The sequence below is a fragment of the Streptomyces sp. NPDC093261 genome, from assembly GCF_044753645.1.
Taxonomy (GTDB): domain Bacteria; phylum Actinomycetota; class Actinomycetes; order Streptomycetales; family Streptomycetaceae; genus Streptomyces.
On sequence record NZ_JBIVNO010000011.1, the window covers coordinates 108,133 to 123,727 of the forward strand.

Annotated in this window: 11 protein-coding genes; 6 read left to right on the forward strand and 5 right to left on the reverse strand. The window is 67.0% G+C overall.

Annotated features, from left to right (window positions below):
* Positions 1–482: 482 nt before the first annotated feature.
* Positions 483–1,268 carry a hypothetical protein gene (locus ACIP94_RS23305; protein WP_402428750.1) on the reverse strand — a complete coding sequence of 262 codons (786 nt, stop codon included), beginning with the start codon at positions 1,266–1,268 and terminating at the stop codon, positions 483–485.
* Positions 1,269–1,704: 436 nt separating this feature from the next.
* Between ACIP94_RS23305 and rodA the strand changes: the two genes are divergently transcribed.
* Positions 1,705–2,904, forward strand: a complete 1,200-nt coding sequence (gene rodA / locus ACIP94_RS23310) for a rod shape-determining protein RodA (RefSeq protein WP_402428753.1) — start codon at positions 1,705–1,707, stop codon at positions 2,902–2,904.
* Here rodA and ACIP94_RS23315 read toward each other — a convergent pair.
* Positions 2,901–3,611, reverse strand: a complete 711-nt coding sequence (locus ACIP94_RS23315; RefSeq protein WP_402428756.1) for a hypothetical protein — start codon at positions 3,609–3,611, stop codon at positions 2,901–2,903. The genes rodA and ACIP94_RS23315 overlap by 4 nt on opposite strands.
* Positions 3,612–4,158: 547 nt before the next feature.
* Between ACIP94_RS23315 and ACIP94_RS23320 the strand changes: the two genes are divergently transcribed.
* Positions 4,159–4,491, forward strand: coding sequence for a PfkB family carbohydrate kinase (locus tag ACIP94_RS23320; RefSeq protein WP_402428759.1), 333 nt, complete (start codon positions 4,159–4,161; stop codon positions 4,489–4,491).
* Positions 4,492–4,660: 169 nt separating this feature from the next.
* The gene (locus ACIP94_RS23325) at positions 4,661–5,053 is read left to right on the forward strand and encodes a protein NO VEIN domain-containing protein (RefSeq protein ID WP_402428761.1); all 393 of its coding nucleotides are present in this window, start codon (positions 4,661–4,663) and stop codon (positions 5,051–5,053) included.
* Positions 5,054–5,174: 121 nt separating this feature from the next.
* Here the strand turns inward: ACIP94_RS23325 and ACIP94_RS23330 are convergent, their stop codons facing one another.
* Positions 5,175–6,305 (reverse strand): alpha/beta hydrolase, encoded by a 1,131-nt coding sequence (locus tag ACIP94_RS23330; protein ID WP_402428764.1) that lies wholly within the window; start codon positions 6,303–6,305, stop codon positions 5,175–5,177.
* A gap of 955 nt (positions 6,306–7,260) precedes the next feature.
* Here ACIP94_RS23330 and ACIP94_RS23335 point away from each other — a divergent pair.
* From ACIP94_RS23335 to ACIP94_RS23345, 3 genes are all read left to right on the forward strand, one after another.
* Positions 7,261–8,787 (forward strand): hypothetical protein, encoded by a 1,527-nt coding sequence (locus ACIP94_RS23335; RefSeq protein ID WP_402428767.1) that lies wholly within the window; start codon positions 7,261–7,263, stop codon positions 8,785–8,787.
* A gap of 95 nt (positions 8,788–8,882) precedes the next feature.
* On the forward strand, positions 8,883–9,182 hold the full coding sequence (locus tag ACIP94_RS23340; RefSeq protein WP_402428770.1) for a LamG-like jellyroll fold domain-containing protein: 300 nt from the start codon (positions 8,883–8,885) through the stop codon (positions 9,180–9,182).
* Positions 9,183–9,245: 63 nt separating this feature from the next.
* Positions 9,246–10,459, forward strand: a protein-coding gene (locus ACIP94_RS23345) for an IS3 family transposase (RefSeq protein WP_402429077.1) whose coding sequence is annotated in 2 segments (ribosomal slippage) — positions 9,246–9,498 and positions 9,498–10,459 — 1,215 coding nt in all. Because the reading frame shifts where the segments join, the coding sequence is not laid out codon by codon here.
* Positions 10,460–10,638: 179 nt separating this feature from the next.
* On the opposite strand, the gene ACIP94_RS23350 is transcribed toward ACIP94_RS23345, so the two are convergent.
* Together ACIP94_RS23350 and ACIP94_RS23355 are read right to left on the reverse strand one after the other, a co-directional pair.
* Entirely contained in the window at positions 10,639–11,082 is a 444-nt protein-coding gene (locus tag ACIP94_RS23350; protein ID WP_402428773.1) for a hypothetical protein, read from the reverse strand.
* 495 nt (positions 11,083–11,577) lie between these two features.
* Positions 11,578–15,474, reverse strand: a complete 3,897-nt coding sequence (locus ACIP94_RS23355; RefSeq protein WP_402428776.1) for a polymorphic toxin-type HINT domain-containing protein — start codon at positions 15,472–15,474, stop codon at positions 11,578–11,580.
* Positions 15,475–15,595: the final 121 nt, after the last annotated feature.

Sequence of the window (15,595 nt, forward strand, 5' to 3'; positions counted from 1 at the left end):
TCGTCAGCAACGCCTCGTACGAGGGCCCCTGGTACACATCGGCGGGAGGCCCGGGGGGAAGGAGAGGATCCCCATCGTGGATCTCGCGGTACGAGCCGGGCAGCTGCCTCGGCCATCGCCAGGTCCGCCTCGGGGAGCAGGCTCGTGCAGGTCGGGCACCACAGGGGTACGCTCGGCGTGATCGCGGGCCCGGGCCAGGGCGTCGGGGTCAACGTAGCCGAGGTCGACCACCAGCGACTCGCGCAGCATGTCGTCCAGGAGGGGAAATCCGTAGGTGCGCAAGCCCACCTCCATGACCGCCAGGAAATTGTCCGGCTCGGTTGGTGCGGCCACGGTCCAAGCACTTCGAGGAACTTGCCCGTCCCGCACTCCTACGGACAGTGCACGGCAAGACCGAGCTGTTCCAGCAGCCGTCATGGCCGTGGGCCATGTGGTGACGGATCAGTGGCGCTCGGGTCCTGCTGTGGCCGATTCTGCCGGGATTACTGCAGGGCCCCGACCGCGCGCGCGACGACCAGCGCCAGGGTCAGCAGCGAGACCGTGGACTGTGCGGACATCAGCAGCTTCGCCCAACGGGACAGCGGCATGGTGTCGGTGGGGCTGAAAGCCGTGGCGTTGGTGAGGGCGACATAGAGGTAGTCCATGTACTGCGGCTCCCAGCCTTCGGGCGCGATGCCCTCCTGCTGCATCTGCGGGAAGAGGAAGTCCGGGTGCTGGTGCGTGCCCAGAGCACGGGCTGCCGGGCCGCCTCGGTCCCACTCCCAGTACCAGAGGCTGAAGGCGATGATATTGGTCAGCCAGATGCCACCGCCGGTGGTCAGCAGGGCCGCGGCATTGGACCCCTCGGTGCCGTGCAGCAGGTCGCGCACCAGGATGACGGCCGACCAGCCGTTGGCGAGGCTGACCGCGGCGGCCAGCAGCAAGCCCAGTGCGCGCAGCGGACGGGAGTGGTACTCGATTCGCCGGTGCGGGTGGGCCACCCACAGCGCTGCCATCATGACCAGTTCCAGGGCGGGGAGTAGCCAGTGTGGGTGAATGCTCAACCGTTCCGGCAGCGCCCACTGGACCCAGACGGCAACCAGCAGTGCCGCCATCACCGCCCAACGCTGCTCGCCACGGGTGTGCCGCTGCCATGCGGGACGCTCGGACTCCGATTGCTGCTCGGCCGGAGCGAGTAGGCCTTCGATCCGTTCCAGGCGGATGTGCAGTATCTCGCTCCAGTGCTCGGGGTCAGGGTGTTGCGGGTTCGGAGCGTCATCGGTGGTCACGGGCCCATTCTTGTCAGCAGCTTGCTGCATTACGCAAGTCTGCAACTATTTGGATCGACCGGGAGCCCAAGCACACAGCGCCTGTAACCGGCCGCCCGGCGTCAGGCAGGCCGCCGTCCTGGAACGAGGGTCCGCAGCTCGTCCGCTGTCTCAAGCGCCGTCCCGCCCGCGCAGGCGCGCCTCACCGTCGTCCAGCCCCGACAGAACGACTCCAGCACACATGAGGCCGGGCCGTGTGAACGTCTGAGAATCACAAAGGTTCCTTTCCCGGGCCGGCGTGGATGCGGCGGCATCGCTGCCGACCCAACACCGAGCTGCTCCTCACCATCCCGGCCACATTGGGACCGACACGTCCGACATCCTCACTTGCAGCATTACGCAAGTGCGCAGCTAAGATTTGCCGGCACGGACAGCCGGACGGCCGGAGGTAGCTGAGATGACCGGCCTGAACAGCTTCTCCGTCTTGGGGTACGGGCCCGAGCGGTCCCGGTGGACGCGGCTCCTCGCTCGGGACTCGCCGGCGCGTCGGCTGGACTGGCCGATACTGCTGTCGGCGCTCGCGCTGTCGTTCATCGGCTCGCTGCTCGTCTACTCCGCGACGCGCAACCGCACCACGATCAATCAGGGCGACCCGTACTACTTCCTGGTTCGGCACCTGATGAACCTCGGCATCGGGTTCGCCCTGATGATCGGCACCCTCTGGGTGGGCCACCGTGCCCTGCGCAACGCCGTGCCGGTCCTCTACGGCGTCTCCGTCCTCGGCGTGCTGCTGGTGCTCACCCCGCTCGGTGCCACCATCAACGGCAACCGGAACTGGATCGTGCTGGGGGGCGGATTCTCGCTCCAGCCCTCGGAGTCCGTGAAGGTCTCGATCGTGCTGGGCATGGCGATGCTGCTGTCGACCCAGGTCGACGCGGGCGACCGAACGTACCCCGACGGTCGCACCGTGATCCAGGCGTTGGGGCTGGCCGCCGTACCGATCATGGTCGTGATGATGATGCCGGACCTCGGCTCCACGATGGTGATGGCCGTCACGATCCTCGGCGTTCTGCTCGCCTCGGGCGCGTCCAACCGGTGGATCTTCGGGCTGCTCGCCGTGGGGGTCGTCGGCGCGGTCGCGGTGTGGCAGCTGCATATGCTGGACCAGTACCAGCTCAACCGCTTCGCCGCCTTCGCCGACCCGAACCTGGACCCCTCAGGTGTCGGCTACAACACCAACCAGGCCCGGATCGCCATCGGCTCCGGCGGGCTGACCGGGCAGGGGCTCTTCCACGGGGCCCAGACCACGGGGCAGTTCGTGCCGGAACAGCAGACGGACTTCGTCTTCACGGTCGCGGGGGAGGAGCTGGGCTTCGTCGGGGGCATCCTGATCATCGCCCTGATCGGGGTCATCCTGTGGCGAGCCTGCCGTATCGCGCGCGAGTCGACCGAGCTGTACAGCACGATCGTCGCCGCCGGGATCGTCGCCTGGTTCTCCTTCCAGTCCTTCGAGAACATCGGCATGTCCCTCGGCATCATGCCGGTGGCGGGCATTCCGCTGCCGTTCGTCTCCTACGGCGGCTCGTCCATGTTCGCCGTGTGGATGGCCGTGGGGCTCCTACAGTCGATAAGAGTCCAGCGGCCCGTGCAGGCTTAACTCAGCGCCACCGCCAGCGTCCCGGTCTGTCCGGGATCGGGTGTGGTGTGTGTCCAGCCTTGGTTCGAGGCCGTGCTGCTCCAGCGCCGGCCGTTGAACGTCACGGACGTGGCGTTCAGTTCGGTGGCGTGGCAGACCAGCCACAGGGCGAGGGACCAGCCCGTGGAAACCTGATCGGTCGGGATCGGGTAGCTGACGCTGCCGCCGCCGGTCACGGGCAGGGCGGTCGGTACGTCGCCGAACTCCCGCCGGACGGCTGCCGTGACACCGCCGCCGCCACCGGCCTCGCTCACAACGCCCGCCGCACCGCTTCCCCCTGTGTCGGAGGGGACCGGATCGGTCCCGCTCACCGTGCAGCTGAGCGCTGGTCCCTCCCGCCCCGTCAGTACGTCAGCCAGTGTCGTCGCCATGTCCTCATGCTGGGCGTACGCCTCCGGGTAGCCGCTGTGCTGGACCCGCTGCGCGACCACGGTGACCGGCAGTGCGACGTAGTCCGGCACCTTGACCAGCGCGTCGAAGAACCTGCCCGATGCATAGACGGGGTCGCGGATCTGCGCAGGGCTGCCCCACCCCTGGGACGGACGCTGCTGGAACAGGCCGATCGAATCCCGGTCCCCGTAGGTGAGATTGCGGAGTTTGGACTCCTGGATCGCGGTCGCCAGGGCGATGGTGACGGCCCGTTCCGGCAGGCCGCGCGCGTGGGCCACGGCCGCGATGGTCGCAGCGTGGGACGCCTGGTCCAGGTCGAGCGTGACCGTCGTGGCGGCGGATCGTCAGCGACACGCGACCCGTCACCGCCATCACCGCAAACAACCCGGAGCCGTCGGGCAGTTGCAGGTTCAGGCGGGGCATGCCCCGGTCGAAGCGCCGCTCTTCGCCACCCGTGCGGGCCGCGAGGGTGCGGACCAGCTCCACCAGTTCCTCATCTGAAGCGGCCACCGGACTCTCCTGGCGCCATGCACCGGTCGCGTCCTTGACCCACACGTTGTCGCAGCCGTTGATACAGATGTTCTCCAGGCCCGTGTCGGCCAGCAGCCGCTCCAGGCTCCCTGTACCGAACAGCGCATCCGTGACCGCCCGTGCGATCCGCTCCTCAGCTGCGGCATCGATCACCGCCCTGCCCTGGGCCAGAGCCTGGCGCCGCTGTGCGCCCAGTTCCTCCATTAGCAGACGGCGCACCGTGGCGCGCCGCGCAGCCTCATCCTCTGCTGGGAGGCTGGCCGGTCGCGCGCTGACGTCCTGTCCCGCGTAGGGGTGTGGCTGACCACGCTCGGCGCGGCCGGCGTCCGCATGGAGGCCGCAGGTGAAGCCCCGCGCACAGTCCGCGCCGCGACACCACGGCGGATCGTGGACCCGACCGGTGCCGGAGACGCCTTCCGGGCCGGATTCCTGGCCGGGGTGTGCTGGGGGGAGCCACCGGATCTGTCCGCCAGGCTCGGGTGCGCCCTTGCCTCTCTCGCGCTGGAGGGGCTCGGAGCCCAGGGGTACACGGCCGATCCGGCGAGCGTGCTGCAGCGCATCGAGGATTCCTACGGGCCGACATCGACAAGGGCCGTCGCACCCCACGTGGAGGGGTTGACCGCATGAATCCGACGCCGCCCCGCCTCTTACCAGAACCGGGCCAGACCTCGTACTCGTTCGGGTCGGGCCACGACAGCGGGTAGGGCGGATCAGGAGCCGGTTCGCGGCACAAGTGCCGTCGCTCCCCAAGCTGAGGGCCTTCACGGCCCCCTGGGGTGGCGGACCAGGGGGTGCCGTGTGTAACAAGCAGACGGAACAGGCTGCGATCTCACATGTGATGGCCCTGGAGCGAGCCGCCGGCCCCGATCCCAAAGGCGTCCGCAGCTCGGGCCTCCCGTACGACGTCGAGAGGTCTCCCCCCATGATCGAGGTGAAGGTCTTCAGCCGCTCAGCGCGCAGTGAAGCGCTGCCGCTGGAACAGCGGCAAGTGGTGGCCGCCAGGGCGAACCCCGAGCACTACTACCTCTATGTGGTCGATAACCTCACGGGCTTCGACGGGGCAGAGATCGGAGTGCGTATCCTGCGCGGAGAGGCGCTGCTGGCAATGATCGAGCGATCCCAGCCCCAGTTCACGTACTGGCCCATCTTCAGGGCAGCCGAGTACGACCAGGCGGAGCGGCTGCAGTGAGTCATGCAGTAGTACAGCAGTGAAGTCGCTTGGCCACCTGCCCCGATAAGGACCGAACGGCTCGTGCTCCGCGAGTCCGAGGCTCGGAACCGTTCGGCGGCGCCACCGCGTATGAGCCCGCTCAGCGGTCGCTGAGCCGACCACTCAACCACTGCAACGCGCCCGGGATCTCACGGAGCCAGGTGTTGAAGTTGTGACCGCCGCTGTCGAGGATGAGTGACGAGATCCTGGTCACCTTGTTGGCCCGCACCTGCTGGATGAACTTGAGCGTGTCCTTGTAGTGGTACTCGCCGTGCTTGCTGCTCGTGACGAGCAGCGAGGTGTTGGGCGCCGGCACGTGCTTGAGGTACCACATCAGGTCGGCGCGGTTCTTCAACTGCTTGTTCCCCCGGAAGAGGTCGCCTGTGGTCGGGTCGATCGGCGCCTTGTAGAACGGCGACAGACCCACCGCGGCGGCATAGACGTCCGGGTGGTGCATCGCGAACTTCAGCGCGCAGTAGCCGCCCGTGGAGTCACCGATGACGCCCCAACCGAAGGGATTCACGCCCACCCTCCTGTAGTGGGACCGGACAGCATCGGGGAGGTCCTTCGTGAAGAACGTCTCGACCTGCGGCCCGCCCGGCACGTCCACGCACTCCGTGTCCCGTGGCGGCACCACGGTCGGCCGCAGCATCACCAGGATCATCGGCTGCATCTTGCCCTGCTTGGACAACTCGTGCGCCGTCTGCGGGTATTTCAGCCCCTTGATGAGCGCCGCGGCCGTACCCGGGTATCCGGAGAGGACGACACCCACCGGAAACGACCGCGTGCGGAACGCCGGCTGGAAGTACTCCGGCGGCAAGTAGACGTACGCGGGTGTGGCGATATGGGTCTTCGGTCCCAATATGGTGACCCTCTGAATCTGGCCGCCGATCTGCGGCTGCGCGCCGCCCGAGACGTTCACCGTCTGCGTGCCGACCACCTGGAGGGGGCCGCCGCTCGATCCCGCGGCACCGTTGTCGACGACCACTCCCTGTCCGTTGTCCTGACCGAACAGATCGGACCAACTGGCATAGAACCCGAAGGCCTGGTTGGCGGCCAGCCCGACCGACGCGAAAACGGCGAGCTGGGTGGCGAACAGCAGACCGACCCGTCCGCCGACGGCCTGCCAGTTGCGCCGCGCCAGCCTCGGCCAGTACCAGACCGTGCCGACGAACAGCAGCACGGCCAGCATCAGCGCCAGCACCAGCACTTTGTTGCTTGTGAGACCCATGGGCTCTTTCCCTGACTACGCTTTCCGTTCCTTGGAGTGCACCCCCGCCTTCGCGCGAGCTTGCCCCGGACCTTCCTTCGGTTTTTGAATCGGCTTTATGGTGGGGAGTGAACCGCGCTCCCCAAAAGACCGTCCTAGAGGGCGCAATGTATCGGATGCCCGGAGAGGTACCGAAATCAAGATCACTCGGGGATACGATGTCTGACAGGACAGACGGGGAAAAGCCGGGTCAGGTTCCGAAACAACCTGTGGTGCAGCGCACATTCCGCGGCCCTCGCCCGGAAACCGTCCCCGCGCTGATCGCCAGGGCCTCCACGCTTGTGGGAGTCCTTCACAGTGGGCGTCTTCCCGCGCTTCCGGCACAGCCGTAGGCGCCGCACATGGCCGAAGTCCTGCCGGTCCACCCCCGGACGGGCCGCCATCGACTCCATCTGACCGCCCGTCAGGGGAAGCTTCTTTATCAAACTGAGACCTAAAGGAATTACCTAAGGAGACTTACCAAAAGCCGAAAAAGCACCCTCTACTCTTAACATGCCTTACTAAAAATTTTCCCTGCCTGGTCTCTCCAAAATATCCAGGAAGTATTCCGGGAGCAGTATCCCGACGGACTGCCTAGGACTAGGGAGTCTAACCTCGATCTTGCATGAGGGTCCGTCAGCTTGCTGACAGATTCTTTTTGCTCGTTCGGGGCGGAGATTTCTGCCTGTGGGCAGGCTGATGGCCCGGCTGTCGTGCCGGGTGTGAATGCCAAGCTAAGGGCCAGGCGCTGTCGAGTGGCTGCTGCAGGTCCAGTAGAAGCGCAGCCGCACTTCGGACTCCCCTTCCGCTGTTCCGTGCGTGCGGCCGCGGCCATGGCTGCGGTTCGGGCTGTGAGCCTCTACGATGGCGGCACACAGGACTGTTCACCAGCGGCGTCCAGGCCGGCCAGCCCACCCTGCACATCCTCGGACTGGGCATGCGGCCGACGACCGTCACCGGGAGCGGATCGAGCACCAGGCACTGGGTCGGCACCTGGACGTCGGTCCAGGACACCGCCAAAGTGCAGCTGTCCAGCGGCAGCCCCGCCACCGTCAACGGGCAGACACTGCGTATCCCCGCCCACGTCAGCATCGGCACCGACGACAGCAACGGTGTCCGTATCCACCTGTCCAACGCCATGGGCGCCACACCAGTGACCTTCGACGCAGCCTCCGTCGCAGTGCAAGACCCCACCGCGGGCGGCGCCACCGCGGCCGCGGCACCGACGCCGCTGACCTTCGGCGGCTCCGCCTCCGTCACGATTCCCGCGGGCGGTGATGTCACCAGCGACCAGGTGACCCTGCCTGTCGCGCAGCAGGCGACCGTTTTGGTCAGCCTTCAAGTACACGGCTCCATGTCCGCCATGCCCGACCATGCCATGGCACAGACCCCCGTCTGGATCAGCAACACTGCTAACAGCACCGCAGACGCCCCCGCCACCAACTACACGCAGACCACCTACACCGGTCTGCCGTATCTCTCCGGCATCGACGTCACTACTCCCGCCACTGCCCCCACCGGCTCGCTGGTCCTCTACGGCGACCAGAGCGTCAACGGCGACACCGCTCCCGCCGACGGCCAGCACCACCTCAACGACGCCATCACCAAGGCCCTGGTCGCCGACCTCAACGGGGACAACTCCGTGGATTACGGCGTCCTCAACGCGGGCACCAACAGCAGCAGCCTGAGCAACAACCTGCTGCCGCAGATCACCAACAGCACCACCCCGACCAACGCGCTCAACCCCCTGGACCGCAACGTGCTGGCCCAGGGCAACGTGCGCACCGTCCTCATCTCCACCGGCACCGCGGATCTGCTCAACTGCCCCAGCACCAGCGACGCCGACACGTGCGCCACCCATGTGGAGAACGGACTGGCCTCGCTCAACAGCCAACTGAACTCGTACTACACCGACGACAGCCAGATCTCAGACGGCCAGAACTCCCCCCTCGCCATCTACTTCGCCACCATCCCACCCTTCACCGCAGCCCACTCGGGCACAACGGCCCAGGAAGCAGCGCGCAAGGAAGTCAACGACTACCTGCGCAACAACTTCCAAGGGCAAGTCATCGACTTCGCCGCTGCGGTCTCCACAGACGGCACGACCGTGGACGCGGCCGACCTCATCAACGGCAACCCGTCCGACACCTACTACGCCGCCCTCGCCAGCGAGTACCTCAAGGACACCGCACCCAACACGGTAAGCATCGCGCCGAACCTGATCGTCCCGCTCACCACGGGCAGCGACACCCCCGCGGACGACTGGGAGGCGGCCACCGACGGCACCGACAGCAACGGGGACAACCCGTTCACCACGGTCGGCAGCGCAACGTTCAGCTCCGACGGCCCAGGAGCGGTCAACGCGGCGCCGGCGCAGCGTCCTTCGACGGCAACACCGGATTCCTTGAGAGCGACCACACCGCCGTCAACACCCTCGACGACTACACCATCTCCGCCTGGGTGAAAATCAACTCGGCGGTATCCGCCACCGCGATCTGTCAAGGCACCAGCCAGCACCAGGCGTTCTAGCTCGGCTACGACAGCGGCAACAAGGGCTGGATGTTCCAGACCGCCACCAACAACGATGCAAGCTCCGACTTCCCCACAGCGGAGGGAGACAACAACACCGGCGCCATCGGCACCTGGGCACACCTCCTGGTCACCTACACAGCCCCCGTCGACGGAGACTCCAGCACAGGTGCGATGGCCCTCTACCAAAACGGCACCCTCATGGGAACTGCCACCAACCTCACCCCGCAGTACGACTCCTCCATGCCACTGACCGTCGGCGGCTGCATCAGCAGCACCGACGCAACTGCGCCATACGCCGCCTTCCCCGGCTCCGTCGCAGACGTCTGAGGCTGATCCTTTGGAGTGGACACCCTGACAATGGACCTTGATGGTCCAGGGAGGGATGCCCAGGTGGGACGCCAGTCTCCGTACCCGGGGGAGTTCCGGAAGGATGCCGTCGCGCTCTACCGCGCGTCCGGCGGCAAGCGCACGTACGCGGCGGTGGCCGCGGATCTCGGGATCACCGGGGAGACGCTGCGTACGTGGGTCCGCAAGGACACTGTTCGGTCCGCGCCCGAGTCGTCAGACAGCAGCGTGCAGAGTCCGGCTGAGGAGCTGACCCGGCTGCGAGCCGAGAACCAGCGGCTGCTGAAGGCAGAGAAAGAGTGGCAGCTGGAGCGGGAGATCTTGCGCCGGGCAGCCGCCTATTTCGCTCGGGAGGTGAAGTGAGCCCCCGCCGCTGGGACTTCGTCTCCGACAATCGTGCCGACTTCGGCGTGAAGCGGATATGCCAGGTCCTCGGCGTCTCCCGCTCCGGCTACTACCGGCACCAGGCCACCACGCAGACCCGCGCTGCGCGTCAGGCCGAGCAGGCCGCCGCGGTCGCCGAGATCCGCGAGATCCATGCCGAACACCACGGCGCCTACGGCGCCCCGCGCATCCATGCCGAACTCCGCTCGCGGGGTCGGAAGATCAATCGCAAGCGTGTCACGCGCCTGATGCGCATCAACCAGATCGTCGGCCGTCACCTGCGCCGCACCAAGCGCACCACGATCGCGGACAAGACAGCCCCTCCCACACCGGATCTGCTCATGCGCGACTTCACCGCGAAGACGTTGAACGCCCGGTGGTGCGGCGACATCACGTATATCGCCGTCGGCTCGACGTGGCTGTATCTGGCCACGGTCATCGACATCTGCTCGCGCCGCGTGATCGGCTGGTCCATCGCCGACCACATGCGCACCCAGCTCGTCACCGACGCGATCGAAATGGCGGTCTGCGCCCGCAGCGGCCAGGTCGACGGCGTTGTCTTTCACACGGACAGGGGCGCGCAATATACGGCGGCGGCCTTCGCGGAGGTCTGCCGCCGGCACGGCATCCGCCGCAGCATGGGCCGCGTCGGCTCGAGTTACGACAATGCCCTGGCCGAGTCGTTCTTCCAGGGCCTGAAACGGGAGCTGCTCCACGGACGACGCCTCACCTCGAAGACGCAGACACGGCTGGAGCTGTTCCGCTGGCTGGCCTACTACAACCGGCGCCGCCGCCACTCTGCCCTCGGCTACCTCACGCCAGTCGAGTTCGAGCAACAGCTGATCTCATCACGTACGCTATCGCTCGTCGCATGAAACCCGGTGTCCACTCCCGGGGGTCAACCTCAGCGGAGTCATCACCCGGGGACGTGTACGCGCCCAGCACACGGGCGAGTTCCGCCGACGGAAGCTGCGGCCGCGGTGACAGGGGCGGTGGTGAAACAGTAGGGCGGCTCGTCCGGCGATTTGACGAGCCGCCTTGACAGATACCGACACTAATCGGGCGGACACTGCTTTCGAGCTTGCTCACGAAGCTCATGTGGAAGCGTTTCCGAATCCGCCGCCGATTTCAGCATGTCTAAGACGAGTTGCGAATCGAAGCCGGGCATCTGCGCCATTTGAGTGAGCCACTGAACAGCTAGCGCCATCCAGTATGGACGCCCGCGCCTGAACGCGGATTTCACGGTCAGCTCTACCAGCTTCTGCGGGGTGGAAACTCCGTGTCCTCCAAGGAGGTTCCAGGAGCTTGTGAAGTCATCGAGGCAGTCAGCGAGACTCCGCTCAAGGAAAGGCCACATAGCAACGTAGCCGGATCCTTCCAGAGTCACCCTGCCCTCGTCCGCCTTGCCGACTCCGAGCATTCCGTTAGGCATAACACCCAGCCACGAGTCGTAACTGCTTTTCAGGACTGGCGTCCAGTCTCCCATGTCTAGCCCCATGATTCGTACTCTGCTTGGCCGGGACCGTTCCAGCGGATACAGGGAGGGCGCCCGGGTCGGGGCGCCGCAGGCCGAACAGGTCGCGGATCCCGAACCCGGACATACCGCCAGGGTGGTTGGCCAGTACCGACGGCGGCCTCGTAGCTGAATTCGCCTAAAGAATGGCCTCGCCGGACGTTCGGTGAGGCCCTTCTCTCGCAGGTCACATGGAACCCGGGTTCGTCAGCCCCTCGGGTTGAACCGCTGCAGGAGTAGACGCCCGCGCTCGTTGATGAGCCTCGTATCGGCAATCGGCTTCATGCAGGGATCGAAGTATTCCAACATGTTCCTCGATTCAACGAACGAGATCCCAAGCTCTTCCTGGAACACCCTGAGAAACTCAAGGGGAGTAAGGGGTCGAGGGCTTCGCTGAGCTAGGAATTCGAGGACTTCCAGGAAGGTCGCATTCCCAGTCACCAAGTCTCGCAACCCGGACTCACTGTTCAAGATACTCGCCTACCCTGCTGGTCGCGAAAATATGGGTTCGACGTTGGTGTAATGGCCGAACTCACCCACAAGCTTACTTCTGTCGACCGTCACAACAGTCAATCCATACTTTCCGGTCATATGGCCAGTGAAGGTCTTGGCAGCCGCTTCCTCGAAGGACATGCCTGCTCTGAGATTCGCGTTGAAGGCGTCGAGGTTGCTCGGCATTGCAGGAACCCATTTTGCGTGGAATTCTCTGACCTTTTCTGGGCCAAAATGCTCCATCACGTCCGTGAACATCCGTCCACCTGAAACGGAGCTTCCGCGCTCGACCGCCATGGTCAGCACACCATCGTCCAGACTTGCGAGTACTCCACCGCCCCCCTCGTACATCTTCGTAAAGGAAGTGCAGTCGGCATTATGCACCAGCACCGGCGTCTCGCCTGCCAGCACGTAGTAAGTGTGGATGCCGTTGACCGTGAGGTTGTAGGTGCGGATGTGCTGGTCGTAGAAGCGGTTGGCCTTGACGATGGCAGTGGTGCCATTTGTGCTGAGGAGGGTGGTGCCGGGTTTGAGGTCGTGGGCTTTGACCCACTGGTGTGCCGACGGGCTCCAGAACGGGTGTTCGTAGGTGGCGGTCAGTTTTCGGGGACCGTCGGGGGTGGCGATGGTGAGTTCGTCGAAGTGCTTGTCGCCGTCGGTGACGATGAGACGGCTGACCTTGCGGGGTGCGGTGCGGCCGGTGAGCGGGACGGTGGCCAGGACGGTGTCACCGGGCTGAATGGCTTCAATGTCCTTATTCTGGCTGTTGGCCATGAGGACTTTCGTGCCGGCCGGGAAGCACTTGGTGCAGGTCGTCGCGTAACGCTTGAAGCGCAGTTCCTGCAGCGCTGCGTTCGCTCTCTCGAGGAGTGCGAATTTCGATCTGAGGGTGAGGTCTTCGCTGAGTTCAGCGCAGGCGATGACATTGCCGCCCTTGCAGGCGTCGAGTTGCCCGAGGCCGAGGAGGTCCTTCTCCACGTCCCAAAGCTGCTTGGCCGCGGCTTCGAAGGCGGGGCCCTGGGAGAGGATGTCGCACAGGGTCTCGTTGTGCTGGCACCAGCGCGCCGGATGTTCGACGGCGTCGCAGCCGAGAATGCCGCACCGGTAGCGTGCCTCGGCCTGGGCCCCTGTGTCCTTTTCGGCGGCTTCGCGTTCGGCTTCCTTCTTCTCCACGGCCGCCTGGAAGGCGTCCTTGAAGGCCTGCTCGGCGGCTTTGTAGTCCTTGCCGGCCGCGAGTGCGGAGGCGCGGGCCTGGTCGCCGGCGCTGTAGGCGGCGGCGGAGGAGGCTTGCGCCCACTGGGCGGAGCCGGCGGCGTCGACGGCGGAGACGGCCGCGTCGCTTGCAGCCTGGTTGGCGGAGGCGGCGGCCTTGGCTGCGGTGCGGGCGGAGGCGGCGGCCTGGTCGGCCGAGGCCTGAGCATCCTTCGCGGACTTGGCCGCAACATCGGCGTAGCCCTGGGCCTGCTTCGCCGAAACCTCGGCCTTGTGGCCCCAGTCGGCGGCCTCCTTGGCGGCCTTGGCGGCGTTGGCGGCGGCCTTGTGGGCTTCGGCGGCGTTCTTCTGCGCGGTGGCCGCGACACCCGCCGCGTCCGCGATCAACTGGGCGATCTGCGCGGTGTGGGTCGCGCCCAGGTAGTCCTGGCGCTGCGCCTTGTACTGCCCGACCTGAATGAACTGCTCCAGCAGGTCATCCGGTCCCTCCAGGGCGATGCGGGCGGCTGATTTGACCTGCGGGCCGCCACTGTCGATCAGCTGCGCGGCACGGACGCGTTCGTCCTGGGTGCGTGCCTGGTACTGGCCGGTGGTGAGGAACTGGCGGTACTTCTGCACGTCGTCGGAGTCCAGCGCCGCCCGCCCGCTCTCCTGGACCACGGGGCCGCCGACGCTGATGATCTGGGCGATGGCGACCCGGAAGTCCTGCGCCCCGGCCTGGTACTGGCCGCTGTTCCAGAACGCCGAGACCTGCTCGTCGCTGCCCTTGAGGGCTTCCTCGGCCGCGGTGCGCACCGAGGCCAGGGAGCTCTCCTTCGCCAGCGTCTGCACCCGGTAGCGGTCGTCCTGCCAGGCGGCCTGGGTGCGACGGGTGGTGAGGTAGTCGACAACGTCCTGGTCGGTGCCGGTCAGGGCTTCCTCGGCGGCGCCTCGGCTCCAGGGGCCAGCGGTCTGCAGCGTCGCCAGTGCGACCTTGCGGCCGGCCGCAGCGAGGGTTTTGGGGTCGGCTCCGGGCTGCGCGGCCTGCTCGGCCAGGCTCTTGGCCTGGGCGTCGGTGTCCTTGACCTGCTGGGCGGCCGCCGAGTCCGCGGCGGCGCGCTGGTCCTGCTGGGCTTTGAGGTCCTTGGCCTTGGCGATGCCGGCGTTGGTCCGCTCGGTCAGCTCCTCCGTTTCGACCTTGACTGCGATGTCGTGGGTCTTTTGTGCCTTGGCGACCGCCGCGGTGGCGGCGTCGGCCGCCTGCTGGGCTGCTTTGGCGTGTGCGGAGGACTGGGCTGCGGCGGTCGCGGCCTCACCAGCGTGCTTGGCCGCCTCATCGGCGTCCTTGGCGGCGTTGTCCGCATGGGTGGCCGCGTCGTTGGCCGCATCCCGCGCATCATTGGCCGCACCGGCCGCCTCACCGGCCAGTGAAGCTGCGGCGTTCGCGGCGCGGTTGGCCTCGCCCGCGTGGCGGCGGGCTGCGGCCGCTTCGGCAGCCGCCTCGCTGGAGTGGACGCCGGCCTGGGTGGCGTAGTCGTTGGCCTGATCGGCCGCATCCGCGGCCGCGTTGGCGTTGGCGCCGGCATCGGCGGCGGCCTTCGCGGCGTTGCCCGCCTCCATCGCCGCGTTGCCGGCCTGCGTGGCCGCATCCGCTGCCTGTCGCGCCCCCTTGGCCGCCGCACGAGCGTCCTCGGCCGCCTTACGCGCCGCAGACGCCTTGCCCGCGTCCGTGGCCGCGTCCGCAGCCGCGCTCTGCGCTTGGGCTGCGGCCTGCGCCGCCCCCACCGCCGCCGAAGCAGCCTGCTGCGCCGCACTCGCCGCCAGCCGGGCAGAGTTGTTCGCAGCCGCCGCCGCATCGATCGCCTCCTGCGCGGCTTCCGCGGCCTGCTTGGCCGCAGACGCCGCCCGGCCGGCCGCCGCTGCGGCATGCAAAGAGTCATTCTTCGCCGCCTGGGTCTCAGCCGCGGCCTTCTGCGCGGCCTCCTTGGCCAGCTTCGCCGCCGCAACCGCCCGCGCGGAGGCGTCCTGGGCCGCTTTGGTCTGCGCAGCCGCCTTGCTGCCGGCCTGCCTGGCCTGCTCCGCCAACTGGGCGACGGTGGCGTGCTCCTGATCACGCGCACGCGCCACATATTGGCCGACCTGCAGGAACTCGTGGATGTCGTCCGCCGTGCCGTTCAACGCGATCCGGCCGGCCGCCACCACGTTCGGGCCACCCACGCTGAGGATCTGCGCGACCTGAACGCGTTCGTCCTGCGCCCGCCGATCGTACTGACCGGTCGCCAAGAACGCCCTGATGTCATCGGGCGTCCCGTTCAGCGCAGCACGGCCGGCCTTCTGAACCTCCGGACCACCCTCATCGATGGTCTGCGCGACCTGGACCCGCTGATCCTGAAACAGCGGATCCTGCCAGCCTTCGTCCAGGAAGTTCTCGATGTCGTCCTGGGTGCCGTCCAGAGCTTTGCGGGCCGCCTCCTGCAGATTTCGCCCGCCCACACTGGCCAGCTGCGCCACGGCAACGCGTTCGTCCTGGAAAGTGGCGTCCTTGGCCGTGTCCAGGAAGTGCCTGACGTCGTCGTCACTGCCGGTCAGGGCGACTTCGGCAGCCGCCCGCACCTCCGGCCCGCCCGTCGACCACAGGTCGAGGGCCTGAGCACGGTCGGAGACCTCATCGGTGACAGAGCTGCCGGCACTCACCGGGGCACCGTCGGCCAGCGCTTGGGAGGAAGCGCTCCCGAGCAGACCGGCCGCAAGTGCGATGGGCAGCAGAATTAAACGGAGCATGCGTGCCGCAGGCGAAACCGTTCGCGCCGCGAGT

Coding starts and splice junctions, on each gene's coding strand:
- ACIP94_RS23330 (WP_402428764.1), bottom strand. CDS start 6,305: ATGGGTCTCACAAGCAACAAAGTGCTGGTGCTGGCGCTGATGCTGGCC.
- ACIP94_RS23340 (WP_402428770.1), top strand. CDS start 8,883: ATGTTCCAGACCGCCACCAACAACGATGCAAGCTCCGACTTCCCCACA.
- ACIP94_RS23350 (WP_402428773.1), bottom strand. CDS start 11,082: ATGGGGCTAGACATGGGAGACTGGACGCCAGTCCTGAAAAGCAGTTAC.
- rodA (WP_402428753.1), top strand. CDS start 1,705: ATGACCGGCCTGAACAGCTTCTCCGTCTTGGGGTACGGGCCCGAGCGG.
- ACIP94_RS23335 (WP_402428767.1), top strand. CDS start 7,261: ATGCGGCCGACGACCGTCACCGGGAGCGGATCGAGCACCAGGCACTGG.